The organism is Mesorhizobium sp. ES1-3, from assembly GCF_020164795.1.
Taxonomy (GTDB): Bacteria; Pseudomonadota; Alphaproteobacteria; order Rhizobiales; family Rhizobiaceae; genus Mesorhizobium.
Map to the genome: position 1 here is coordinate 116,181 of NZ_JAIUGW010000003.1, position 23,781 is coordinate 139,961.

Consider the following 23,781-nt stretch of genomic DNA (forward strand, 5'->3'; position numbering starts at 1 on the left):
CTGGTTGGGGCCAGGGATGACCGACCATTGGAATGCCATTCGACGGCACTGGGAGTTGCTCGGGCCACCGCTGCGGCCGCCTGCCGAAGCTGTGGAAACCTACCAGCGCGAACTCTACCTTTCGGAGGCACATGTCGTTCTGCTCGGCGTGACGCCGGAACTCGCCGGGCTCGGCGCGACCATGATGGCCGTCGATGAATCCTCCGACATGATCGCCGGAATCTGGCCAGGTGATACAGCGTCGCGAAAGGCCATCAACTGCGACTGGCTCGACCTACCGGTTTCGCGCGCAAGCGTCGATGCGGTGATCGGCGACGGCTGCCTGTCGGCGCTAGGCTTTTCAGCCGTGCGCGAGGCGCTGTTCGCGGCGATTGCCAGCGTGCTGCATTCTGACGGGCGCGCGGGCCTGCGTCTCTTTGCCCGTCCCGAGACACCGGACGATCCGGCAGCGGTGCAAGCGCTTGCGCTTTCTGGCGGTGTCTCCACTTTCCACGAGCTCAAATGGCGCGTCGCCATGGCCGCGACGGGCCCCGCTCCCGACCATGCAATTCCAGTAAAGACGATCGCGGAAAGGTTCGATGCACTGTTCCCTGATCGCCAGGAACTCTCGGCGCGTACGGGCTGGGAATTGCCGGTCATCGCCACTATCGATGTCTATCGGAACTCGCCGGCCATCTACAGTTTTGCGCCGCCCATGGCACTCATCAGCGAGGCGGAAGCGTTCTTCAGTAACGTCCGCATTGTTCCAACCGGCAGCTACGGGCTCGCCGAGCGATGCCCGCTTTTGGTACTGCGGTCGCCGAGGCGCTGAACGACCTAGCGAAATTCTTTCGCTTTTGCGGCCAGTAACCGCCACATTCTCCGCGACGATGCAGCGCATGAAAATTTCCTACGACCGCCTCCTGTGGCGCGCCTTGACTCTCGCAGGTCGTCGGCCTATTTCAGCGCCACGTTAGCACTCGCCATTGGTGAGTGCTAACTATGTGTCCGGCGCCGCCGGACGGAGGAACTGTTTCTCACCGTTCTCATTCGAGGAAGAAAAAATGGCAAAGTCGAAGTTCCGCCCGCTTCATGACCGCGTGGTCGTTCGCCGGGTCGAATCCGAATCCAAGACCGCCGGCGGGATCATCATCCCCGACACGGCAAAGGAAAAGCCGCAGGAAGGCGAGATCATCGCCGTCGGCTCGGGTGCCCGCGACGAAGCTGGCAAGCTGGTCCCGCTGGACGTCAAGGCCGGCGACCGCATCCTGTTCGGCAAGTGGTCGGGCACCGAAGTCAAGCTCAATGGCGAAGACCTTCTGATCATGAAGGAATCCGACATCATGGGCATCATCGGCTGATCATCGGCCTCACCTTCAATTTGAATTTTTCAGGCTCTATCCGAGCCCCTGCCAGGAGCTAAAACATGGCTGCCAAAGACGTAAAATTCTCCCGTGACGCCCGCGAGCGCATGCTGCGCGGCGTCAACATCCTCGCCGACGCGGTGAAGGTCACGCTCGGTCCCAAGGGCCGCAACGTCGTCATCGACAAGTCGTTCGGCGCCCCGCGCATCACCAAGGACGGCGTCACCGTCGCCAAGGAAATCGAGCTTGAAGACAAGTTTGAGAACATGGGCGCGCAGATGGTCCGCGAAGTTGCTTCGAAGACCAACGACATCGCCGGCGACGGCACCACGACCGCGACCGTTCTGGCGCAGTCGATCGTCCAGGAAGGCCACAAGTCGGTTGCCGCCGGCATGAACCCGATGGACCTGAAGCGCGGCATCGATCTGGCCGTCACCGAGGTGGTCGCCGCTCTCGGCAAGGCCGCCAAGAAGATCAAGACCTCCGAGGAAGTCGCCCAGGTCGGCACGATCTCGGCCAATGGCGACGAGTCGGTCGGCAAGATGATCGCGGAAGCGATGCAGAAGGTCGGCAATGAAGGCGTCATCACGGTCGAGGAAGCCAAGACCGCCGAGACCGAACTCGAAGTCGTCGAAGGCATGCAGTTCGACCGCGGCTACCTCTCGCCCTACTTCGTGACCAACGCCGACAAGATGGTTGCCGAACTGGAGGACGTCTACATCCTCCTGCACGAGAAGAAGCTCTCCAACCTGCAGGCCATGCTGCCGGTCCTCGAAGCAGTCGTGCAGACCTCGAAGCCGCTGCTCATCATCTCGGAAGACGTCGAAGGCGAGGCCCTGGCCACGCTGGTCGTCAACAAGCTGCGTGGCGGCCTGAAGATCGCCGCCGTCAAGGCGCCGGGCTTCGGTGATCGCCGCAAGGCCATGCTGGAAGACATCGCCATCCTGACCGGTGGCCAGGTCATCTCGGAAGACCTCGGCATCAAGCTCGAGAACGTCGGCCTCAACATGCTCGGCCGCGCCAAGAAGGTGTCGATCTCCAAGGAGAACACCACCATCGTCGACGGCGCGGGCAAGAAGGCAGAGATCCAGGGCCGCGTCGCCCAGATCAAGCAGCAGATCGAGGAGACCACCTCGGACTACGACAAGGAGAAGCTGCAGGAACGTCTGGCGAAGCTCGCCGGCGGCGTTGCCGTGATCCGCGTCGGCGGTGCGACGGAAGTCGAAGTCAAGGAAAAGAAGGACCGCGTCGATGACGCCCTCAACGCGACCCGCGCGGCCGTGGAAGAAGGCATCGTTGCAGGCGGTGGCGTTGCCCTGCTGCGCGCTTCGGCCAACATCAAGGCTGCCGGCGCCAATGCCGACCAGGCTGCCGGCATCAACATCGTTCGTCGTGCGCTGCAGGCTCCGGCCCGCCAGATCGCGGCCAACGCCGGTGCGGAAGCATCGATCGTTGCCGGCAAGATCCTCGAGAACAAGGGCGCGACCTTCGGCTACAACGCCCAGACCGGCGAATATGGCGACATGATCGTCATGGGTATCGTCGATCCGGTCAAGGTCGTGCGCACGGCCCTCCAGGACGCGGCCTCGGTCGCCGGCCTGCTCGTCACCACCGAAGCCATGATCGCCGAAGCTCCGAAGAAGGACTCGGCTGGCGGCGGCATGCCTGGCGGCATGGGCGGCGGCGGCATGGGCGGCATGGGCGGCATGGACTTCTAAGAAGTCCATAAAGCACGCCCATCAACTCACATTGCTCAAGCCCGCAAGCGGGCTTGAGTGGCGGTATGGACTTCTAATCCAGCCATCCTCGCAATATTATCGAAAGGGCGGCCGAAAGGTCGCCCTTTTTCGTTGTCTCGATTCGAAGGCTTGAGCGCCTAGCGATCCGCCCTTGATCGGCAACGCTGCCGTGCCGCTCCAACCAACTGCCTAAACTTTGTGCAATTCTTCAATTAAATCAGCACTTTGATCAAACGCCCCTGATCATTGTGCGATTTGTCGGACAAGAATTTTTAAGACATTCACGCCTACTAATCGGCACAGTTGAGCTCCTCGCGCGTGCAGGGTCTTCATCGATGCAAATACTCCGCCGGTTTGTGCGTAACCGTGATGGCAACGTCCTCATTATGTCAGCGCTGCTCTTGCCGGTGCTCATCGGCATGGCGGCGCTCGTCACGGAATATGGCGGCGCGCTGGTCGAGCGGGCCGGCAACCAGCGCACGGCAGACCTTGCAGCCTATGCCGGCGCTCTCGCCTACAATGCGACGAAATCGACCGACCTGATGACGGCGGCCGCGGTCAATGTCGCCACGCTCAACGGCGTCCCGGCCGCCGATGTCCAGGCGGCGCTGGTCACCTCTCCCAAGACTTCGGGCATGAATGCCGTCTCGGTGTCGATCCGCACCCAGAAACAACTGCTTCTGGCGCGCGTGCTCAACGACCGCCAGCAATTGCAGATCTATGCCAATGCCGTCGCCGAACTCGGCGCCCCGGCGCAGACCCCCGGCTGCATGCTGGCGCTGGACGGCACCCAGACCGGCATCACGCTCTCGGGTGGCACCAAGATCACCGCTCCCAAATGCACGGTGTCGTCGAATAACACCGTGACCGTTCCCTGCGGCACGTCCATCTCGGCGATCGGCGTGAACTACAACTCGGCGGCGCCGCCCAGCCAGCCTTGCAACGGCATCACCGGCCCGAACGGCACGGCCGCGGTAATCGCCAAGAAATCGACGCCCGATCCGCTGGCCGGCAATACCGCCATTGCCGCGGCGGTAGCGCGTTTCAGCACGGTCGCGGCGATGTCGACGACGACGGCGCCGGCAGCGCCGACCAACAGCACCGGCAACAACATCGACTTCGCCTGGAACCAGGGCTCCACCCAAGGCCAGGCGACCGCGCTCGGCTGCACGGCAAGCTGGGCATCCCCGACGTCGACCTGGACGCTGAATTGCGGCAGCACGACCACGGTCAATATCGGCACAATCACCATTGGCGGCGGCATCAACCTCAACTTCGCCACCAGCGGCGCGGCAACCACCGTCTACAACATCGCCGGCGATCTCACGACCAGCGCCACCACCAATTTCGGGCCGGGCACCTACAACTTCGCCAAGACGCTGACCACGGCGGGAACGACCACATTCGGCGCCGGCACCTACAATATCGGCAAGCAGGTCACCACCGCGGGAACCACCACTTTCGGCGCCGGCAATTTCAACTTCACCAAGGGGCTGACGACCGGCGGCGGCGCCACCACGACCTTCGGCGCCGGCACCTTCAAGTTCGGCATCAGCGACAACACCTGCGGCGGCATCGCGCGCGTCAGCCTCTGCAACACCAGCAAACTCACCTTCGGCGGGCCGAGCACGTTCGAATTGCCCGGCGGGCTCAACAACACCGGCGGCGCCGTCATCACCTTCGGCTCCGGCACCTCGAATAGCTACAAGATCGGGCCCGGCGGCAACGGCGACGCTATCACGCTCGGCGGCGGCTCCACGACCATCATGGCCGACGCCACCAGCTCGGGCGTGTTCCAGGTCATCGGCAATGTGAACGGCGGCGGCGGTGGCAGTTGCTTTGTCGTGCCGGCCACGGCGCAGCACGACATCGAAGGCAATTTCATCGCCTCGGGCGCCGTCCTGCTCGGTGCCGGCGTCTATACGATCGACGGCTATTTCGCGCTTGGCGGAAGCGGTGGCGGCAGCGCCAGTTGCGGCGGCTCGACGATCAGCGTCAGCGGCGTCAACGTGACGCTGGTGCTGTCGGGCAAGGCCAAATCGAGCTCGGGAAGCTGCAACGGCTATGTCTTCTGCGTGGCGGCCGGCTACAGCAATATCGTGCTGACCGCGCCGCAGACCGGCGCCACGGCGAAGCTCGCCGTTATCGGCCCGACATCGACTTCGGTCACCGCGGGCGCCACCTTCGCCGAGGGCGGCTCCAATGCACAGATCTCCGGCGCCTTCTATTTCCCTTACGGCCCGATCATCATGAATGGTGGGTCCAGTGTTCTGGGCTCGCCATCCGATTCCAGCAAATGCCTGCAGATGATCGGCTCGCTGATCACGCTCTCAGGCGGCACGGCCGCGGCGTCGGAATGCATCGCCGCTTCCAGCTCCAGCGCCAGCAACAAAGTGAGTCTTGTCCAGTGACGATCCTGAGAGGTTTCAAAACTGTCATGGCGCACGCGTCGCGGCGGTCCGCGTTCGCCCGCTTCCTCACCCGAGAGACAGCCGGCGCTTCGGCGGTCGAGTTCGCCCTGATCAGTCCCGTGCTGATCCTGATTTTGGCTGGAATGGTGGACATCGGCGCCTCGCTGAAGGCGAAGTTCGATCTGAGCTCGGCGGTGTCGGCAGGTTCCAACTACGCGCTGCTCGGCGCCGACAAGGTCAATTCGACCGGCGGCGGCACGCTTGCCGCCAATATCACAGCGGTGGTGGCGGGCGGTCTCGGCAGCGCCGGCGGCCATGTCCAGGTCGTCATCAATAATGGCGCTGCCATCGCCTACGACACCAGCGCCGCAACCGCGGTCCAGAGCGGCACGGCATCCGGCGCCGACCTCTGCTACTGTCCAACCGGCTCCGCCGGCAACGTCACCTGGGGCTCATCGGTGACCTGCGGCTCGACCTGCCCGGCCGGCGGCATTGCCGGCAAGTTCGTGACGATCAGCGCCAGCCGGCCTTTCTCGCCTCTGTTCGGCGGCGTCGGCGTCGTCAAGAGCGGCACAATCACTGTCCAGGCCATGATGCAGCCGAAATGAGACCCCTTGTCTTGAAGCGCCTGACCGCGTTCATCCGCGACAGGAGCGGCGCCAACGCCGTCGAATTCGCGCTGCTGTCGGTGCCGCTGCTGCTGGTGCTGTTCGGCACGGTGGAGTTCGGCCGCATGTTCTGGACGCAACATGTGCTGCAGGATACGGCCACCGCAGGTGCGCGTTGCGTGGGCGTGCTGCAGAGCCACTGCACGCAGAATGGCGTTTACAGCGCAGCCAACACCATAAGCTACATCAGCAGCATGGCTGCCAGCGACGGCCTCGAGCTGGCCGGAACCGACATCAGCATCGACAACAACACGACCTGCTCGGGTCTCACGGGATTCACGACGGTGCGGATCTCCTACACATTCTCGACCGTGCTGCCATCCTTCCTGACCGCTTTGGCCAACGGCCCAGTGCTCGGCGCCACGGCGTGTTTCCCCAACCAAGGCGCATAATCCCGGACAGTCTCAGACGACTGCTTCGGCATGTTTTGCGCTCTTGCCAGCCAGCACGGCCTGTTCGACCAGTGCCGCAACCTCGTCGGCCACCACCTTCAGCGGCGCGCGATCCCGGGTGGCGCGAGCGATCACCATCAGCCCCTCCAGTGACGATTCGACCAGCAGCGCCAGAGCGTGCGCGCGGCGCTCGGGCACTCCCGCCAGCATGAAAGCCTCGCGCAGCAGCCCGATCCACTGTTCGAAGGCAGAGCGGCAGATCTCCGCCAGATCTGGCACGTCGTTCGGCGCATCGAGCACGACCGGCGCGACCGGGCAGCCGAGCGAGAATTCATTCTCTTCCAGCATGTGTCCCACCGACTGATAGATGTGATGGACGGCGACCGCAGGATCGCGTTCGGCGGCCAAAGCCGCGCCCAGCCGCTCGGTCACGTGGGCCACGCTGGCGCGCGTCACCTCAATGACCAGTTGGTCCTTGCCGCCCGGGAAATGGAAATAGAGCGAGCCGCGCGGCGCGGCGCTGGCACTCAAAATGTCGCTGAGCGAAGTGCCGTGATAGCCGCGCCGCCGCAAAAGCAGCGCCGTCGCCTCGATCATCCGCGTGCGTGTGTCCGTCGCCATGTCAACCCCTGTCAGGAGTGCGCATTATAGGGCTTGTCCAAAATATGACAATCGGTCTACATAACATGTAAATCGGTCTACATATTTGGAGGCGTCGGCCGGGCGTCGCCGCGGTACCACTAAAACGAAGGAGAAAATCCAGTGACCCAGGAATTGATCATCGACATCGCCACGGCCAACCGCTCCGGCGAAACCGCTGAAATCATGCGGCGCTACAATGACGTGTTCCAGCATCACGACCCCTCGGCACTCGACGAATTGGTGGCGCAGGACTGCGTGATCGAGAACACCACACCGGCGCCGGAGGGCGCGCGCCGAGCCGGTAAGGCTGCCTGCGTCGAGTTGTGGTCGGCGATCGCCACCGCACCCGGCACGCACTTCGACATCGAGGAGACTTTCGTGGCCGGCGACCGCGCCACGATCCGTTGGCGCTACTGGATGGCCGACGGCAATTCTCTGCGCGGCGTCAATCTGATGCGCGTCGCGGGCGGGCGGATCGTCGAGGCGATGGGTTACGTCAAGGGCTAATGCATGTCGCCCGGAAGTGTCCTCGGTTCCGGGACAACGACATGCATGAAATGAGAAGCTTACAGCAGGTCGGGCGAACCCTATTCGCCGCGACATGCTGTAGGCCGCGCGATCACCTGTCCGCCAGCGCCAACTTGGCGCCGAGCATGACGAAGGCGCCGGCAAACGTCCGACGCATCCAGGTCAGCACCATCGGCCGCGACACGACGTGGCTGCGGATCGAGGCCGCGAAGATGCCGTAGCCGACGAAGACCACGAAGGTCAAAAGCATGAACACCGAGCTGAGCTCCAGCATCTTCGACAGTGCATTCGGTTCGGTGGTGCTGACGAATTGCGGCAGGAAGGCGAAGAAGAAGATCGACAGTTTCGGATTGAGGACGTTGACGAGGATGCCGGTGGCGATCACCTTGCCGGCCGAGCGCGGCGCGACATTGTCCTCGACGCTCAGGCCGCCCTTCTCCTTCAGCGTGTTCCAGGCCATGTAGAGCAGGTAGGCGACGCCGAGATATTTCAGGGTCTCGAAGGCGACCGCACTGGTGTGCAGCAGCGCCGCAAGGCCGGTGATGGCGGCCGCCATGTGCGGTATGATGCCGAGCGTGCAGCCGAAGGCTGCGATGATCGAGGCACGTGCACCGCGCGAAAGCCCGGCGCTCAGCGTGTAGAGGACGCCGGTGCCCGGCGAAGCCACGACAATCAGCGACGTCAACAGAAATTCGATGCTCAAGATGATTTCCTCCGGCACCCTGCCTGACGCAGCCTAGCCAGCAAGCGGGGTGCGCACAAGCGACAGACACTCGCCACTACAGCATGTCGCGGCGAATAGGATTCGCCCGACCTGCTGTAAGCTTCTGATTTTATGCATGTCGTTATCCCGGAACCGAGGACACTTCCGGGCGACATGCATTGGGACTCCGCCTGTTAAGAGGTAGAAAATCCGAGCGCCCGGCGTGCCATCAGGCACTCGTCATCGCCAGGCATGCAGGCGCGGCAGACATCCGGGCGCAGTTCATAGATGGTGCAAGCGGTCGACTTGCCGACTTCGCCTGATAGGGCCGAACAGCGCACGCCGTCACAGCGCATGCCCGACAGGTCGGCCGCCACGAATTTCTCCGGGATGCGATCGAGCTGCGTGTCGTCCTCGGTGGAGAAGCGCGGCCACTCGGCCGAATAGGAACAGCAGGCGCCGCAGCTCTGGCAATCGAAGACAGCAGCGATGTCCGACGACGGCAGGCTGGTCGTGGCTGCCACGGCAAACGGCCCCGAAGCGGCAAGGTTGCGATCGGCATCCCGAGGCAAGGTGCTACTTCTTCTTGCCCGTCTTGCCCTTCGGCGCGTCGACCGGCGACTTGAACAGATCCGTCGCTGTCTCGGCTGCCTTCGGCGCGGCAGCCGGCTTGGCCGGCTTTGCGGCGGAAGCCGGTGCTGCCGGCTGGTCCTTTGCAGAGAATTTTATGGCCATGTCAGTCCTCGTCGGCGAAACGCGATGACGGTGCGCGCGGATTGCGCAAGCGGCCGATCAACGCCGAAACCGCCGTGATGTTCATTTCCTCGGGCGACCAGTTCCTGGCTTCCGCGATGTGATGCGGCGCCAGCTCACGATGCGTGCTGCCGCTATAGGCAGCATCCTGATAGGTGACCCGCTCATGGGTCTTGGCGTCTTCGCGGACATATTCGATGAGGTAGTTCGGGCACTCGGCCCGGCCGCGCACGCCGACGCGCACCTGGGCATCGCCATGGGCGCGCTTGCACCGTTCGAGTTTTTCCAGCACGCGTCGGACATATTCGACCGGCTTGTCCAGGGTTTCGACCATGTCGGCGATGGTCGCATCGGCGGCGATCGGCGTTGGCGGTACGCGCTTGGTGGCCATCAGCGTTTTCCGGCGCGTTTCGGCAGCGCCGCGAGTGCTGCGGCCGCCACCATCTCGTCGGCCTCCTTCTCCAGCCGCAGCTCGCGCAAGCGCGCGGTCTTGGCTTCCCGCGCCTGGCTGACGGCATCGCGCTCGGAAATGATGCGGTTGAGCGACATCGACTGGGTTTGCGTCTTGCTGAACAGCGACGCGGCCGGATCAACGGCTGTCTTCGGATGGGCGGTCAAAATCTTTCTCCTGTCAGGAGCCTGGTGCCGATAGGGCGAGACCGGGTCTTCGGTCGGGACCTTGCACAAAGCAATGCGGCAACGGATTCAAATTGCTGGAGCGTCCCTTAGCACGTTCAGCCCAATGCGCAGCGCATTTTCGGCGGCAACAAGCGTAAAATGAAAAAGGCCAGGCACCGCCTGACCTTCCCTGGGAGCGCCGCGCATCCAACTGGATGCACAAGCAAACTCTTGATGGGCGTCACAGGCGTTGGAAACTCAGGTTTCCGTGGCCATGCGCCCGAATTCGCCGTTCACCGGTGCCAGTACATCCGTGGTCACCGGGACGGCAGAATTCTTTCTTCAGGCCGCCTTCAACTGGTCGGCGGACATCTTGCCCGACTTGTTGTCGCGGACCATCTCGTAGCCGAGCTTCTGGCCCTCGACGATGTCGCGCATGCCGGCGCGTTCCACGGCCGAGATGTGGACAAAAACGTCGGCGGAGCCGTCGTCAGGCTGAATAAAACCAAAACCCTTGGTGGCATTGAACCACTTAACTGTGCCGGTGCTCATGACGAACCCTTTCCATGGCAAATATTCGTTCGCCGTCATGCGGATGCATAACGTCGTTGTCTCGATTTTTGATGTGGGAAGTTCGTCAAAGACGCGCTCGAAAGCGCGGATAACAAAAGTCAATCAAACAAATATCGACGAATTGCTTGTAGGGGTCTTTTGGCGGCTTGTCAAATTCGGATGACCCAAGCCGTGGATTCGCCAACCGCTGGCATCGCGGCGCACCGGATACCACGCCGCGTCGACTCGAAAAAAAATCGCAGGATCCCGGAACCATCCCTGCAAACGCGCATTTTCTCCATGTCATCAGCAGTTCATGAGAGCAATCGAAAGAAAGGCTGATGGCAAAGACGCCCCCCGCGAGCTAACAGGCGCGAGGGGCGTTCTATTTGACGAGAACCATGCGCCCCATTTTTCGGAATCACGCCCCCGCCCTATTCGTCGGGGCCTGGTTCCGGCCATGTCTCCCTTGCGGCTTCGGCACACCATTGGCGCATTGCCGGTGTTGCCAGGACCGCGTCGACATAGGCCCTGGTGTCGGGCGCCAGCTCCCCGCCATAGGTGTCGAAACGGGTGACGACGGGCGCATACATGGCATCGGCCGCGGTGAAATGGCCGAACAGGAACGGACCGCCCTTGCCGTGTTTGTCACGGCACTCGCGCCACAGCGCCTCGATGCGGGCACGCTGGGCCTCGCCCTCGGCGTCGAGCGGCTTGTGTCCCTTCGGCCGGCGCAAGTTCATCGGCCAGCCATAGCGGACTTCGCGAAACCCGGAATGCATCTCGGTCGCCGCCGAACGCGCCAGCGCCCGGGCGCCGATATCGGCCGGCCACAGCTTTTTCCCAGGAAAGAGATCGGCGAGATATTCAAGGATGGCAAGGGTTTCCCAGATGATCCTGCCATCGTGATTCAAGGGCTTGTGAACCAGGACGGGAACCTGACCGGTCGGCGACACTTTCGCCAGATTGGCAAAAGTCTCGGGCGTGCGCAGCCGCACCAAGACCTCCTCGAACGGTATCTCCAGCTGCCGCATCGCCACCCAAGGCCTGAGCGACCAGGACGAAAAGCACTTGTTGCCGATATAGAGCGTGAACTCCGACATCTGTCCCTCCTTGGCGGCCTTTCTCCTTGCGGAGTGCGCTTGCCGGACCCTAGCCTGCCGGCCGCCGAAAGGCACCTGTTTTGCCGACAGGCAGCGGCTGCTGGAACCGAAGCCGTGCCGGCTCGTTTGCCCAGGCGGACCAAACCCGGGAGATGCGCAAAATGGTGAACAAGGATCAGGTCGCCGGCGTCGCCAAGCAGGTGAAAGGCTCGATCAAGCAGGCGGCCGGCAAGGCGACCGGCAACAGACGGACGCAGGCCGAAGGCATGGCCGACAAAGCCATCGGAAAGGTGCAGAAGGCCTATGGCGACGTGAAAGACAAGGTCAAGAAAGCGCTTTGATCGCTGTGAAAAAGGCCGCGTCGAGCGGCCCTTTTCACGTCTTCAGCGACTTGCTGAAGGCGCTGGTGAAAATCACGTCGCCATGGTCGTCGCCGGCTTGCCCCAACACGACGTCCAGGCTGTCGTCGGTGACACGTGCCAGAGCGAAGCCGCCCATATAGGCGGCTTTCGGCTTGAAGAGGTCGAGGCCGTCGCGTTGATAGATCATCGGCACCTCATGCTGATGACCGTGGAAGACGGCAATGACGTTGTAGCCCTTCAGGGCCGCCAGCAATGCCTGACGGTCCGCATCGCTCCACCAATGCGACGCTCCCTTGCCACCCTCGTCGAATACTCTCTTGACGGGGTCCCATCGCTCCATCGAAAAACTGTCCCAGCCATAGTGCTGGAACAGGACGACCGGGCGGCCGTCCGCCGCATAGGTCGCCAGATCCTGCTTGAGCCAGGGCAGGCTGTTGTCGGCGCCATGGCCGGTATCGCCGGCGAAGCGATGGGTCTGCACCAGATGCAGGCCACCCCAGTCCCATGAATAGCAGTCGGTGTCGACGTCGTAGCTGGTGGCCGGCACGGGGGGCTTGAAGAACACCCCGGCGCGATGATTGACCTCGACATAATCGCGCATTTCGCGCCGATACCAGTCGACATGATGCGGCGGACCGTTCTGATCGAGATCATGATTACCGAGCCCGACATAAACCGGAACATGCACGCGGTCGGGACCCATGCCTTGCTGATAGCGCTGGCTGAACTGCAGAAGTTGGGTGCCTTCGCTGGGCTCGGTGATCTGGCCGCCGCCATCGTCGGTGATGTCACCGCCGACGACAAGGCCGAGTGGCGTGCCGATGCGGCTGCCGGCCGCCCGCAGGCCCGTGGCGATGCCGTCGATCTCGGCTGGCCAATCCTTGTCACCGATGGCATTCAACGCCGCGACGTTGCGCAGCAGCGCCGCGTCCGTCTTGCCTTCCCGCTGGCAATTGGGGCTCAAGCCGCTTGCCATGCGGCAGGCATGGACATCGGCGACGAACAGGAAGGTGGCGTCGACAGGCTGGATGCGCTGCCCGGTCTGACCGAGCGCCGGGCGTGAAAGCGCACCGGCCGCGGCGAGACCGGCGGCCTGCACCAGAAAACTGCGGCGCGAGAGCAATGGGGACGAAGGGCGATTCATCATCGGGGAATTTCAGCATGGCGAGCGGGCGGCAGTAAAGTTCAGATCACGCCATTGCGATCGTCGTATGGAAGGAGCCGCCCTATCGTCATCGACAGCACGACAGGCGTCTGCCATGTCTAGGGGCATCCAGATCAAGCTCTATGGCAAGGGGAAGGCCATGAAGACCCTATCGGCTGGCATATCAGCGATCCTGTTCACCGCCGGCGCCGCGCATGGTGGCCCGTGCGTCGACGCGAAATCGGCGAGGAATGGCTTTGTCCTGGCAAGGCCCGGTATCCAAAGCGAATTTCGGCCAGCGGCAGGCGGGATGATCTCCGTCACCAACACTTACGAGCAGCAATCACCGCAGAAGCAGTTCCTGTATGCCGGCCTGATCGAGGTTTTTCGCGATAGCGAGACCGGTCGGCTGGCAATGATCCCATTTTCCGATCTGCGAAAACTGTTTCCTCTCAAGGCGGGAGCTAAGAGCACGATCGAGTTCGTCGAACTGTCGCCGAGCAAGCAGCCGAAGGCCACCAAGACGCTGACGCTGGCCGTCAAGGGCAAGGAGACCTTCAGCCTGGGCGACTGCAAATACAATGTGCTCGCCGTCAAGGAAACCTTCAAGAACGGATTCGGAGAGACGCTCGACGCCTTCACCGCGCTCTATTCACCCGATCTGCAGGCTGCCCTCGCCCGGCGCTACGATGAAGGGACCAGCGCGGAATCGGTGAACGGTTACGAGACGATCAAGCCATTGGCGGAGTAGGAATCGGCTTTCCGCGCTCGTCGCGGCATCGGCGGCAAAGCGGGCTGTAGCCTGTCTCATATGCTGCCGAACCGTGGCAGCACCCTGCGACGTCGTCTCACCCTCGGATCGCCCTGCGATGATGCCGCTTGCGAGGCGCTCCGCTCGAATGCCACAAGGCAATCGCGCAACGGGCCGGCGTCCTGCGCTGTCTTGGCCATCGACATGGCGCCGGAATAGGCGGCGACCGCAACCACAGCAAAATGCCCGGGATCCGTCCCTTGCTCCCTGCCTTCCTGCTGGTCGGCCCTGACCTTGTCGGCGATCGCCTGGCGCCATGCCGCGAAGATGCCGGCAAGGGCAATCCGGAATTCGGGATCGGCGAGCGAGAGTTCGTGCGCGAGATTGTTGAGCGGGCAGCCGCGCACGAAACCTTGTCGTTCCAGTTCCGCCGCCACGGCTTCGAACACGGCCCGCACGCCCTCGCGCGCCGAAGCCGCCTGCCGGACCGGCGCGATCCACGTCTCCTCGACCGCCGCCGCCACGCGCTCGTCGATGACCGCGAGCGCCAGTGCCTTCTTGGTTGGGAAATGATGATGGAGCGCGCCACCGCTGACGCCGGCCGCCGCCATCAGGTCGCCTAGGCTGGAAGCATGGTAGCCGCGCGCCTGAAACGCGACTTCCGCGACATCGAGCACTTTCCTGCGCATGCCCTCGGGGTCGTTGATGCGTTTGCCGCGGGCTCGCCTTGGCCGGACGTCGATCTCTGCTGACATTGCTGAAGGATAGCATGTTGACAAAACAGGGCAACCGGTCTGTTTATAAACAGGATGATCAACCTGTTTTGGAGAACGCCGGATGAACCCGACCCCGAAGGCCGCGCCGAAGCCGGCGGCACTCGCCTCGCCGATCGTCGAATTGCGCCAGTACACGTTGAAACCCGGCCGGCGCGAAACGTTGATCGAGATCTTCGACACGGAGTTCATCGAAAGCCAGGAAGACGCGGGGATGACGATCATCGGCCAATTCCGTGACCTGGACCGCCCCGACATGTTCGTCTGGATGCGCGGTTTCGAGAGCATGGATGCACGCAAGGACGCCCTGAGCGCGTTCTATGACGGCCCTGTATGGGCGGCGCACCGCGATGCCGCGAACGCGACGATGATCGATTCCGACGATGTGTTGCTGCTGCGGCCGGCGTGGCTGGATGCCGGCTTCGATCTGTCAGGGTTGCGACGGCCAACGGCGGCCAAAAGCACAAGCGATCGGAATCGGTTGCCGGGTCTGGTTGAGATTTCGATTCATCATTTGCGGCCGGGCACCGAGGCCGACTTCGCCGGACGCGTCCGGGCGGAGATGGTTGCGCGGCTTGCCCAGAACGGCGCGCGTCTGCTCGGCGCCTTCGTGACGGAGCCGGCCGCAAACACGTTCCCTCGGCTTCCCGTGCGTGCCGGAGAAAACGTCTTCATCGCCGTTGCCGGCTTCCACGACGCCGACGCCCATGCCAGCCATCGCCTCGTGACTTTGCCGGCGTGGCGGGCGTTCGGCCAGGGCACGCAAGCCGTCAGCACGAAACCGGCCGAGACGTTGCGGCTGGTGCCCACGGCCCGATCGCTGTTGAGATGATCAGCGGCCGGTCAACATTCCCGCGATCGTCGAGGCGACAAAGGCCGGGTCTTCCCAATGCGGATTGTGACCGCAATCTTGCGCCCATACGAGGCGAGAGCCGGTCAGCACCTCGGCCAAGGCCTGCTGATGCGTCTCGCCGAAAAGCGGGTCGCACGCGCCGCCGATGATCAGCGCCCTGGCCCGCACGGCCCGTGCATCGGCAGTAAGGTCCGTGATGCGGACTTCCTCCAGAACGGCACGCCAGCGGGCCGCCGGCATGGCGGAAGCTTCCTTCGCCAGGCCGGAGAGAAAGGGCTGCGGTACCGAGGCCCCGCAAGCATGCCACCAGGCGTAGAACGGATCGGCCGGCGATATCGGGTCGCGCAAGGCCTGGATGCCGACCGGCAACGGATGGTCCGGCGTGAAGCCGGGCTTGAGCGTGCTGGCCAGCACGACCAAGCCGCCGATGAGGTCCGGCTGCCGCGCGGCCAATGCAATCGCCACCATGCCGCCCAGCGAATGGCCGACGACGACAGGCCGGTCCAGCCGCAGGTGCCGGATCAACCCGGCAATATCCCCGGCGAAATCCACGACGCGGCAGCCATCGCCCGCCCGCGAGGCGCCATGGCCGCGCAGATCCGGCATGAACCTGTTATCCGGCCTGCGCGGCCTCACCTCGCCCGGCGAGGCCGACGACATCGCGCTTGGCGTCACGGCCTTGATCGACGGACTTTGGCTTCGGCTCGGCCTGCAGCCAGGCAGCGTCTCACGCGAACAGGCGATCCGGCAGGTCAAGAACTATGTCGCCGCGCGGCTGAAGGCGCGCGCACTCTGACCATCACGCGCGGCTCCGATTTCGAGACGATGCTGCGCCAGACCAGCCGTCCCGCCGAACAGCCGGAACTGCCGTCGCTGTCGGAGCCGATGCCGGAGATGATCTGAGAATACGAAGCTGCCCATCCCCAACTGGGCGGGAGAGCATCTTCAACCGATTTGCACCTTCAGCGTCCGCAATCTCTGCTTGAAGCCGTTTATGCAACGCGATACGCCCTTGCGCAAATCGACAGACCGGAGATTTCCCATGAGCGCTGAAAAAACCAGAACCGAAACCGATACGTTCGGCCCCATCGAGGTCGCCGCCGACCGGTATTGGGGCGCGCAGGCGCAGCGGTCGCTGGGCAATTTCAAGATCGGTTGGGAAAAGCAGCCGGCTTCGATCGTGCGCGCGCTGGGGATCGTCAAGCGGGCGGCGGCGGAGGCCAATATGGAGCTCAAGCGGCTCGATCCGGCCATCGGCAAGGCGATCATCGAAGCCGCGCAGGAGGTCATCGACGGCAAGCTCAACGACCATTTCCCGCTGGTGGTCTGGCAGACCGGCTCCGGCACGCAGTCCAACATGAATGCCAACGAGGTGATCTCGAACCGCGCGATCGAAATGCTGGGCGGCGTCATGGGTTCGAAAAAGCCGGTGCACCCCAACGACCACGTCAATATGAGCCAGTCGTCGAACGATACCTATCCGACGGCCATGCACATCGCCTGCGCCGAGCGGATCATACATGACCTGATCCCAGCGCTGCACCACCTGCACAAGGCGCTCGCCGCCAAGAGCCGGGACTTCAATCACATCATCAAGATCGGCCGCACCCACACGCAGGATGCCACGCCGCTGACGCTGGGCCAGGAATTCTCCGGCTACGCGGCGCAGGTCGCCTCCTCGATCAAGCGTATCGAAATGACGCTGCCCGGTCTGCAGGAACTGGCGCAAGGCGGCACCGCAGTCGGCACCGGCCTCAACGCGCCGGTCGGTTTCGCCGAGCGAGTAGCCGATCGCATCGCGGCCATCACTGGCATTGCTTTCGTTACCGCGCCGAACAAGTTCGAGGCACTGGCGGCGCATGATTCCATGGTGTTCTCGCATGGCGCGATCAACGCGGCTGCCGCGGCACTCTTCAAGATCGCCAATGACATCCGCTTCCTTGGCTCCGGTCCGCGCTCGGGCCTCGGCGAATTGTCGCTGCCGGAAAACGAACCCGGCTCCTCGATCATGCCGGGCAAGGTCAACCCGACGCAGTGCGAGGCGATGACGCAGGTCTGCGTGCAGGTCTTCGGCAACAATGCGGCGCTGACCTTCGCCGGCAGCCAGGGCCATTTCGAGCTCAATGTCTACAATCCGCTGATGGCCTACAACTTCCTCCAGTCGGTGCAGTTGCTCGCCGACGCTTCGGTCTCCTTCACAGACAATTGCGTCGTCGGCATCGAAGCGCGAGAGGACAACATCAAGGCGGCCCTCGACCGTTCGCTGATGCTGGTGACGGCGCTTGCGCCCACCATCGGCTACGACAACGCGGCCAAGATCGCCAAGACCGCGCACAAGAAGGGCACGACATTGCGCGAGGAAGCGTTGGCAACCGGACTGGTCAGCGAGGCCGACTATGACCGCCTGGTGCGGCCGGAGGACATGACGCATCCGGGGTAAGCACTTCCAGGAACAGCGCAAAGCCGTTTTCCGTCCCACGGCTGATATTTTTCGGCGGGAGAATTTGCTCCCGTCGCCGCACTGTCCGATACGAATTTCGCGCGTCCTGCCCAATCACGGAAATGTATATTCTGTGAACAATGTGTCGCCGCATAGCTGACTTTGGTGAACAGTCGGCATCGTCTATCTGAGTGGTCATTCAACCCATTCGGAGAGCCACCATGTCCATCAACACTTCCGCCGCCGGCGCCGGTACCGCGTCCAACAGCTCTGTCACCATCCTGCTCGGCCGTATCCTGCTCGCAGTCATTTTCCTGCTTTCCGGATTCGGCAAGCTCACAGCCATTTCCGGCACGGCCGCCTACTTCGGTGGCCTCGGCCTGCCGGCGCCGACGGCGACGGCCGTCATCGTCGGACTGATCGAACTGCTTGGCGGCCTTGCCGTCCTTGTCGGTTTCCAGACCAGGATCGCAGCCTGGGTGCTCGCTATCTTCACTATCGCGACCGGGCTGGTCGCCCACACCGGCTGGGCCGACCAGATGCAGATGATCCAGTTCCTCAAGAACCTCGCAATCACAGGCGGCTTCCTGCTGCTGGCCTCCTCGGGTGCCGGCGCCTATTCGATCGACGCCAAGCGCGGCTGACGCTTCCCCTCCCAAGGACCCTAAAGAAGCGGCGCGGAATTTTCCGCGCCGCTTTTTCGTTTTGGGATCACAGGCGTAGATTGCAATGGTCGCCGGCGACTGTGCCGGCAAGGGAGGGTGCCATGGCTCGCAATGCATTGCTTATGGTTTCGCGGCTGCTGTTTGCCGTGCTGTTCGTGCCGTCCGGTTTCCAGGCGCTCGCCAACATTGGCGGCACCACCAGCTATTTCGCCGGCCTTGGTCTGCCGCTGCCGGCGCTCGCCGCCTGGTGCACCGGCCTTTTCGAGCTGATAGCGGGGCTGCTGATCCTCGTCGGCTTCCAGACGCGGATCGTGGCGCTGCTGCTGGCCGCCTTCTGCGTCGCGGCCGGCTATATCGGCCATTATGGCCAAGGTGCCGGCGATGCGACGCTCGCTTTCCTGCACCAGCAGATGCTGATGAAGGATATCGCGATATCGGGCGGTTTCCTGGCGCTCGCCATGGCCGGCGGGGGAGCATGGTCGGCCGATGGAAAGGGCGTCACAGGCTAGGAAAAGGCCGTCAGTCGACGAAGACGAAGTTAGCGAGGCGGCTCAGATTTATGGGCTGCGAGGCAAAGGCGCGATATCCCATCCGCCCGACCCCTATATAGAGACAAACCTGCTTTTTCTGCACCGCCATCGGCACCCATTCAGAGCCGAATTCGCTGCCGTTCCGGACGTAATTCCGAAGATTGCTGTCTATTGCAACGTAGATGTACCCGTCTGATTGGATCAATTCTCGTCTCTTCAGGTAGGGTAACAGGTCGGTCCGGCCGAAAACGGACCGGATCTCACCACCGATCGTCTGTGCTCTATCGGCGAGAACTTTATTGACACCAAAAGAACAGGGCTCAATAGTTGAGAACAAGCTGTCCCTACCCATAGAGTTCATGGCCATGAATACGTCATCGCTAGGCTTGAATACGAAGTAGTTAATCGTTTCTCCGTTCGGAGGCAGGCCAAACATTCGGTGAAAATTGAAAGGGCGTTTCGTAATATCGCCCCCCGGATAGGAACGATCGAATTCAAATGTCCCTTTGGACACGACGGACAGCGTGAAAAGCGTTTGCGCACTGGTTGACCCGAAGAGCGAGAGATACAGGGCCGAAAATATCACAACCAGCCGACCGACCTTCATGTCTCCACCCCAATCGTCGCACTTTTCCAGCTTACCCCAGGTAAAGTACTGCCAAGCTACTTTACAGAAACGCTCTGCCCGCCCTCGACCGCCAACTCCAGGCGGCGGTTGGTGATGCGCGCCAGTTGCGCCAACCGGCCGGCCGGGCGCTCGCCGTAGAGGTCGGAAAGCGAAGCCGGCAGCACCAGCGCCAGCGCGCCGTTGGGGCGGCTTTCCCATTTCAGCCTCGGCATGATGCCGGGCATCGCGGCCGTCAGCAGGTAGACGACGCGCATCATCGCCGCCAGCACGCGGGCGCGCTCCAACAGGCGGGGCGGCGCCAGCGCCTTGATTTCGGGCGCCACCAATTCATTGAAGACGCCGTCATGACGGTAGGCGTTGGTCAGCGCCAGGTAGGCGCGGCCGGGATGATCGACACCGATGAAGGACGCATGAGCGATGATGTTGAGCGATTGCTTGCCGCGATATTCCGGATGAGCGCGCCAGCCGATATCGGCGAGCAGGCAGGCGGCGTGGCGATAGCGCGCTTCGTCTTCCGTCTCGTCGATGCCGAACGCCTTGAAGGCCCTGCCGGTCCATTCGACCAGATCATGCGCATGATGGACCGAACGCGAACGCAAGAGCGCAAGCTCCTCGGCGGCCGAGATCAGCGGATCGGCCTTCTGCTCGGCCGCGTCGAGCAGCGAATAGAGAAAACCCTCGCGCACGCCTTGCGCCGAAACGACGATCCTGGACGGCTGCATCGCCGTCATGATTTCCTGCAGCACGAGAGCGCCGTATGGCAGCAGCGAGCGGCGGTTCTTGGAGACGCCCTCGATACCCCTCACCTTTTCGACCTCCCCCCTGGCCACCTGCTTGAGGAACGTTTGAGCACTTTCGGCCGATATCTCGTAGTTGTGCATGACGCCGAGCGGATAGTTGTTCATCTCCATGTGCAGTCTGGCGAGGTTTCGCCAGGTGCCGCCGACAGCGTAGAAAGTCCTGCCCTGCCCGCCCTTCAACAGCTTGGCCCGGGCCAATTCCTGGCGCGCGATCTTCTGCGCCTGGACGAGCGAGTTCTTCGCCATGTCCTGCAGGCGCAGGCCGCCAAGCGGCAGCGTGATGCCGTCGCCGATGGCCTCGCCATCGATGTCGATGAGCTCCAGGCTGCCGCCGCCAAGGTCGCCGGCAATGCCGTTGGCCGGATGGAAGCCGGAGATGACGCCCAGCGCGGAATAATGCGCTTCCTGGCGGCCGGAGAGCACGCGGATCTCGGTCTTCAGCACATCCTCGGCGCGATGGATGAAATCGGGACCGTTGATCGCCTCTCGGGCCGCGGCGGTTGCCAGCACGTACATGTGTTCGGCACCGGCCTGGTCGGAGAGCGCGCGGAAACGGCGAAACTCCTCCATCGAGCGCGCCACCCCTTCGGGGTCGAGCTTCCCCGTCGACACGATGCCGCGGCCGAGGCCCGCCAGCATCTTTTCGTTGAACAGCGTGGTCGGCGAACGCGCCAGCCCCTCATAGACGACAAGACGGATCGAGTTGGAGCCGATGTCGATGATGGACAGCGGTCGGCGGTCCTGCAGCCGGCCCTGGGATTTGGACAGCATCAGGTGGTGGCGTTCTTCTTGCGGCGCTTGAACTGCGCGATTCGCTTGGGCGCATGCGATTTCAGCGCGTCACCCCGTCCCGACAGGCTCGGATTGGTCATGAAATATTCCTGCGCGTTGAACGGTTCCTCACCCTCCTCCAGCACCACGCGCCGGGAGGTTCCATCAGCCAATACGTCGAAACTTTGCTGATTGTCCATGATGTTGCCCAGCATGATCTGGCCCAGAATCTGTTCATGCACAGTTGGATTGGTGATCGGCACCATGGTCTCGACGCGGCGGTCGAGATTGCGCGGCATCAGGTCCGCCGAGGAGATGTAGACAATCGCCTCGTCCGAGGGAAGGCCATGGCCGTTGCCGAAGCAATAGATGCGGCTGTGCTCGAGGAACCGGCCGACGATCGACTTGACCCTGATGTTCTCCGACAGGCCCGGCACCTGCGGCCGCAAACAGCATATGCCGCGCACGACAAGGTCGATTTCCACCCCGGCGCGGCTGGCGTCGTAGAGCGCATCGATGATGATGGGGTCGACGAGCGCGTTCATTTTCATCCAGATGCGCGCCGGCCGTCCCTCCAATGTGTGGGTGACCTCGTCTGAAATGTGCTGAAGGATGCGGTTCCTCAGCGTGAACGGCGATATCGCCAGCCGCATTTCGGCGGTCGGCTCGGCATAGCCGGTGATGAAATTGAACAGTTGGGCGACGTCACGGGCGATTGTCGGATCGGTGGTGAAGAAGGACAGGTCGGTGTAGATGCGCGCGGTGACCGGGTGGTAGTTGCCGGTGCCGAGATGGACGTAATTGCGCAGCTTGCCGTCCTCGCGCCGCACCACCAGCGACATCTTGGCGTGGGTCTTGAGTTCGAGGAAGCCGAACACGACCTGCACGCCGGCGCGTTCGAGATCGCGCGCCCAGCGGATGTTGGCCTCCTCGTCGAAACGCGCCTTGAGCTCGACCAGCGCCGTCACCGACTTGCCGGCCTCGGCCGCGTCGACAAGCGCACGCACGATCGGGCTGTCGTTGGAGGTGCGATAGAGCGTCTGCTTGATCGCCACCACTTCGGGGTCGGCCATTGCCTGGCGTAGGAACTGCACCACGACGTCGAACGACTCGTAGGGGTGATGGACGACGATGTCCTTCTCGCGGATGGCGGCAAAACAGTCGCCGCCATGCTCGCGGATGCGCTCGGGAAAGCGTGGGTTGTAGGGTATGAATTTCAGGTCGTCGCGGGGGACGGAGACGATCTCGGAGATCTGGCTGAGCGCCAGCGGCCCGGTGAGCACGCTGATGCGGCTCGACGAGACGCCAAGCTCGCCGGCGACGAAATCGCGCAATTCTCCAGGCATCAGCATGTCGAATTCGATGCGGATGACCGAACCGCGGCGGCGCCGCTTCAGCGCCGTTTCGAACAGCCGCACTAGGTCTTCCGATTCTTCCTCGACCTCGATATCGCTGTCGCGGATGATGCGGAACGTGCCGGAGCCCTTGACCTCGTAGCCGGGGAACAGCTTGCCGATGTAAAGGCCGACCGCCTCTTCCAGCGGAATGAAGCGGACATGGCGCTTGCGGTCCGGCAGGCGGATGAAGCGCTTCAGCGCCACCGGCAGGCGCAGCAGCGCGCTCATCTCTTCGCCATTCTTGCGGTGGCGAAGCTGCAGCGCCATCGAGAAGCCGAGATTGGGAATGAACGGGAACGGATGCGCCGGGTCGATCGACAGCGGAGTGAGCACCGGAAACACCTGCTCCTGGAAATGCTCTTCCAGCCAGGTCTTCTCGTCCTTGGTCAGCGCATCACGGGTGATGCTCTCGATGCCTTCCTTGTTGAGCAGCACCGTGAGTGCCGAAAGGCTCTTCTGCTGGTCCTCCTGCAGCCGCTCGACCTCACGCAGCAATTGTTCGAGCTGCTGTTCGGGGGTGCGTCCGTCCGGGCTTTTCAGCACGATGCCCTCGCGCACCTGACCGGCAAGGCCGGCGACGCGCACCATGAAAAATTCGTCGAGATTGGCGGCCGAGATCGACAGGAAACGGACGCGCTCCAGCAGCGGGTGATGGGTGTTCAGCGATTCTTCGAGAACGCGGCGATTGAACTGCAGCCAGGAGAACTCGCGGTTGACGAAACGGTCCGGATTGCCTTCCGGGCTCGCTGCCGTGACGTTGTTGAATTCGCTCTGTACCGGCTTCAGTTCGTTCATGATTCCTGCTCTTCCGCCCGCCTCGGCCGGTTAACCGGCTTAACTTATCCTGTGGCAGGCTTTTGCGACAGTTCTCTGACAGGCTTTTGCGACAGTTTGATTTCATCGAACTTGCAAACAGGCTTGATATGATCCAGATGCAGAGAGACTGCGTTAAGGAGACGACGATGGCAGGCGGTTCCATTCCCCATTTCCAGAACGATGCGGGCCATCCGGCAATCGACATCGGGGTCAAGGAATTCATGTGCACGGGCGCCAACCCGCCTTTTGATCATCCGCATGTGTTTCTCGACATGGGCGACGACAATGAGAAAGTCTGCCCCTATTGCTCGACCCTCTACCGCTATTCGCCGAAGCTGAAGGCAACGGAAACGCAGCCGGCGGGCTGCCTCTACATCGACCAGGCCGCCTGACCTCCCG

29 protein-coding genes are annotated in these 23,781 nt (G+C 62.9%); 15 read left to right on the forward strand and 14 right to left on the reverse strand.

Annotation, left to right across the window (positions count from 1 at the left end):
* Positions 1 to 16: 16 nt before the first annotated feature.
* The 6 genes from LB536_RS05770 to LB536_RS05795 all read left to right on the forward strand — a co-directional run bounded on the left by LB536_RS05770 (position 17) and on the right by LB536_RS05795 (position 6,553).
* Positions 17 to 811, forward strand: a complete 795-nt coding sequence (locus LB536_RS05770; protein WP_140755685.1) for a class I SAM-dependent methyltransferase — start codon at positions 17 to 19, stop codon at positions 809 to 811.
* 232 nt (positions 812 to 1,043) lie between these two features.
* On the forward strand, positions 1,044 to 1,340 hold the full coding sequence (groES, locus tag LB536_RS05775) for a co-chaperone GroES (RefSeq protein ID WP_006203049.1): 297 nt from the start codon (positions 1,044 to 1,046) through the stop codon (positions 1,338 to 1,340).
* A 65-nt stretch (positions 1,341 to 1,405) separates the two neighbouring features.
* A complete protein-coding gene (gene groL, locus LB536_RS05780; RefSeq protein ID WP_224590440.1) occupies positions 1,406 to 3,061 on the forward strand; it encodes a chaperonin GroEL in 1,656 nt (551 codons plus the stop codon).
* A 356-nt stretch (positions 3,062 to 3,417) separates the two neighbouring features.
* The gene (locus LB536_RS05785) at positions 3,418 to 5,493 is read left to right on the forward strand and encodes a pilus assembly protein TadG-related protein (RefSeq protein WP_263488856.1); all 2,076 of its coding nucleotides are present in this window, start codon (positions 3,418 to 3,420) and stop codon (positions 5,491 to 5,493) included.
* A gap of 26 nt (positions 5,494 to 5,519) precedes the next feature.
* Positions 5,520 to 6,101: a TadE/TadG family type IV pilus assembly protein gene (locus LB536_RS05790; RefSeq protein ID WP_224590442.1), complete on the forward strand. Its 582-nt coding sequence runs from the start codon at positions 5,520 to 5,522 to the stop codon at positions 6,099 to 6,101.
* Between the two features lie 11 nt (positions 6,102 to 6,112).
* Positions 6,113 to 6,553 (forward strand): TadE/TadG family type IV pilus assembly protein, encoded by a 441-nt coding sequence (locus tag LB536_RS05795; protein ID WP_224590443.1) that lies wholly within the window; start codon positions 6,113 to 6,115, stop codon positions 6,551 to 6,553.
* A 12-nt stretch (positions 6,554 to 6,565) separates the two neighbouring features.
* On the opposite strand, the gene LB536_RS05800 is transcribed toward LB536_RS05795, so the two are convergent.
* On the reverse strand, positions 6,566 to 7,174 hold the full coding sequence (locus tag LB536_RS05800) for a TetR/AcrR family transcriptional regulator (RefSeq protein WP_140808943.1): 609 nt from the start codon (positions 7,172 to 7,174) through the stop codon (positions 6,566 to 6,568).
* Between the two features lie 141 nt (positions 7,175 to 7,315).
* Here LB536_RS05800 and LB536_RS05805 point away from each other — a divergent pair, with 141 nt between their 5' ends.
* Positions 7,316 to 7,702: a nuclear transport factor 2 family protein gene (locus LB536_RS05805; RefSeq protein ID WP_224590444.1), complete on the forward strand. Its 387-nt coding sequence runs from the start codon at positions 7,316 to 7,318 to the stop codon at positions 7,700 to 7,702.
* Between the two features lie 112 nt (positions 7,703 to 7,814).
* On the opposite strand, the gene LB536_RS05810 is transcribed toward LB536_RS05805, so the two are convergent.
* From LB536_RS05810 to LB536_RS05840, 7 genes are all read right to left on the reverse strand, one after another.
* On the reverse strand, positions 7,815 to 8,426 hold the full coding sequence (locus tag LB536_RS05810; protein WP_023766446.1) for a LysE family translocator: 612 nt from the start codon (positions 8,424 to 8,426) through the stop codon (positions 7,815 to 7,817).
* Positions 8,427 to 8,620: 194 nt separating this feature from the next.
* Positions 8,621 to 8,950, reverse strand: a complete 330-nt coding sequence (locus LB536_RS05815) for a YkgJ family cysteine cluster protein (protein ID WP_224590626.1) — start codon at positions 8,948 to 8,950, stop codon at positions 8,621 to 8,623.
* 52 nt (positions 8,951 to 9,002) lie between these two features.
* Positions 9,003 to 9,161: a hypothetical protein gene (locus tag LB536_RS05820; protein ID WP_140755699.1), complete on the reverse strand. Its 159-nt coding sequence runs from the start codon at positions 9,159 to 9,161 to the stop codon at positions 9,003 to 9,005.
* A gap of 1 nt (position 9,162) precedes the next feature.
* Entirely contained in the window at positions 9,163 to 9,570 is a 408-nt protein-coding gene (locus LB536_RS05825) for a hypothetical protein (RefSeq protein WP_224590445.1), read from the reverse strand.
* On the reverse strand, positions 9,570 to 9,797 hold the full coding sequence (locus LB536_RS05830) for a hypothetical protein (RefSeq protein ID WP_140808934.1): 228 nt from the start codon (positions 9,795 to 9,797) through the stop codon (positions 9,570 to 9,572). Before LB536_RS05830 ends, LB536_RS05825 begins: the two co-directional genes overlap by 1 nt.
* A 342-nt stretch (positions 9,798 to 10,139) precedes the next feature.
* Positions 10,140 to 10,349 (reverse strand): cold-shock protein, encoded by a 210-nt coding sequence (locus LB536_RS05835; protein ID WP_010915421.1) that lies wholly within the window; start codon positions 10,347 to 10,349, stop codon positions 10,140 to 10,142.
* Between the two features lie 434 nt (positions 10,350 to 10,783).
* Positions 10,784 to 11,452, reverse strand: coding sequence for a glutathione S-transferase family protein (locus LB536_RS05840; RefSeq protein WP_224590446.1), 669 nt, complete (start codon positions 11,450 to 11,452; stop codon positions 10,784 to 10,786).
* Between the two features lie 152 nt (positions 11,453 to 11,604).
* Here LB536_RS05840 and LB536_RS05845 point away from each other — a divergent pair, with 152 nt between their 5' ends.
* Positions 11,605 to 11,793, forward strand: a complete 189-nt coding sequence (locus tag LB536_RS05845; RefSeq protein WP_224590447.1) for a CsbD family protein — start codon at positions 11,605 to 11,607, stop codon at positions 11,791 to 11,793.
* Between the two features lie 34 nt (positions 11,794 to 11,827).
* Here LB536_RS05845 and LB536_RS05850 read toward each other — a convergent pair whose 3' ends face one another.
* Positions 11,828 to 12,961: a metallophosphoesterase gene (locus tag LB536_RS05850; RefSeq protein WP_224590448.1), complete on the reverse strand. Its 1,134-nt coding sequence runs from the start codon at positions 12,959 to 12,961 to the stop codon at positions 11,828 to 11,830.
* A 112-nt stretch (positions 12,962 to 13,073) separates the two neighbouring features.
* On the opposite strand from LB536_RS05850, the gene LB536_RS05855 reads away from it, so the two are divergent.
* Positions 13,074 to 13,709, forward strand: a complete 636-nt coding sequence (locus LB536_RS05855; protein WP_224590449.1) for a hypothetical protein — start codon at positions 13,074 to 13,076, stop codon at positions 13,707 to 13,709.
* A gap of 56 nt (positions 13,710 to 13,765) precedes the next feature.
* Here LB536_RS05855 and LB536_RS05860 read toward each other — a convergent pair whose 3' ends face one another.
* Entirely contained in the window at positions 13,766 to 14,398 is a 633-nt protein-coding gene (locus tag LB536_RS05860) for a TetR/AcrR family transcriptional regulator (protein WP_224590627.1), read from the reverse strand.
* Between the two features lie 148 nt (positions 14,399 to 14,546).
* Here LB536_RS05860 and LB536_RS05865 point away from each other — a divergent pair, with 148 nt between their 5' ends.
* Positions 14,547 to 15,314, forward strand: a complete 768-nt coding sequence (locus LB536_RS05865; RefSeq protein WP_224590450.1) for an NIPSNAP family protein — start codon at positions 14,547 to 14,549, stop codon at positions 15,312 to 15,314.
* Here the strand turns inward: LB536_RS05865 and LB536_RS05870 are convergent, their stop codons facing one another.
* On the reverse strand, positions 15,315 to 15,941 hold the full coding sequence (locus LB536_RS05870; protein ID WP_263488863.1) for an alpha/beta fold hydrolase: 627 nt from the start codon (positions 15,939 to 15,941) through the stop codon (positions 15,315 to 15,317).
* On the opposite strand from LB536_RS05870, the gene LB536_RS05875 reads away from it, so the two are divergent.
* The 4 genes from LB536_RS05875 (at position 15,940) to LB536_RS05890 (ending at position 18,949) form a co-directional block, all read left to right on the forward strand.
* Complete coding sequence (locus LB536_RS05875) at positions 15,940 to 16,131, forward strand: TetR family transcriptional regulator C-terminal domain-containing protein (RefSeq protein WP_224590452.1); 192 nt, start codon at positions 15,940 to 15,942, stop codon at positions 16,129 to 16,131. The two genes, LB536_RS05870 and LB536_RS05875, sit on opposite strands and share 2 nt — an antisense overlap.
* Positions 16,132 to 16,377: 246 nt before the next feature.
* Positions 16,378 to 17,775: a class II fumarate hydratase gene (gene fumC / locus LB536_RS05880; RefSeq protein WP_224590453.1), complete on the forward strand. Its 1,398-nt coding sequence runs from the start codon at positions 16,378 to 16,380 to the stop codon at positions 17,773 to 17,775.
* Between the two features lie 221 nt (positions 17,776 to 17,996).
* The gene (locus LB536_RS05885) at positions 17,997 to 18,419 is read left to right on the forward strand and encodes a DoxX family protein (RefSeq protein WP_127277320.1); all 423 of its coding nucleotides are present in this window, start codon (positions 17,997 to 17,999) and stop codon (positions 18,417 to 18,419) included.
* A gap of 122 nt (positions 18,420 to 18,541) precedes the next feature.
* On the forward strand, positions 18,542 to 18,949 hold the full coding sequence (locus LB536_RS05890; RefSeq protein WP_140755715.1) for a DoxX family protein: 408 nt from the start codon (positions 18,542 to 18,544) through the stop codon (positions 18,947 to 18,949).
* 10 nt (positions 18,950 to 18,959) lie between these two features.
* Here LB536_RS05890 and LB536_RS05895 read toward each other — a convergent pair whose 3' ends face one another.
* From LB536_RS05895 to LB536_RS05905, 3 genes are read right to left on the reverse strand one after another with little or no spacing between them, the layout of a single operon-like run.
* On the reverse strand, positions 18,960 to 19,577 hold the full coding sequence (locus LB536_RS05895) for a hypothetical protein (protein ID WP_224590454.1): 618 nt from the start codon (positions 19,575 to 19,577) through the stop codon (positions 18,960 to 18,962).
* A 56-nt stretch (positions 19,578 to 19,633) separates the two neighbouring features.
* Positions 19,634 to 21,169 carry an exopolyphosphatase gene (gene ppx / locus LB536_RS05900; protein WP_140808920.1) on the reverse strand — a complete coding sequence of 512 codons (1,536 nt, stop codon included), beginning with the start codon at positions 21,167 to 21,169 and terminating at the stop codon, positions 19,634 to 19,636.
* Entirely contained in the window at positions 21,169 to 23,361 is a 2,193-nt protein-coding gene (locus tag LB536_RS05905; protein WP_224590455.1) for an RNA degradosome polyphosphate kinase, read from the reverse strand. Before LB536_RS05905 ends, ppx begins: the two co-directional genes overlap by 1 nt.
* A gap of 167 nt (positions 23,362 to 23,528) precedes the next feature.
* Between LB536_RS05905 and LB536_RS05910 the strand changes: the two genes are divergently transcribed.
* Positions 23,529 to 23,774 (forward strand): zinc-finger domain-containing protein, encoded by a 246-nt coding sequence (locus tag LB536_RS05910; protein ID WP_140755724.1) that lies wholly within the window; start codon positions 23,529 to 23,531, stop codon positions 23,772 to 23,774.
* The last annotated feature ends 7 nt before the right edge of the window (positions 23,775 to 23,781 follow it).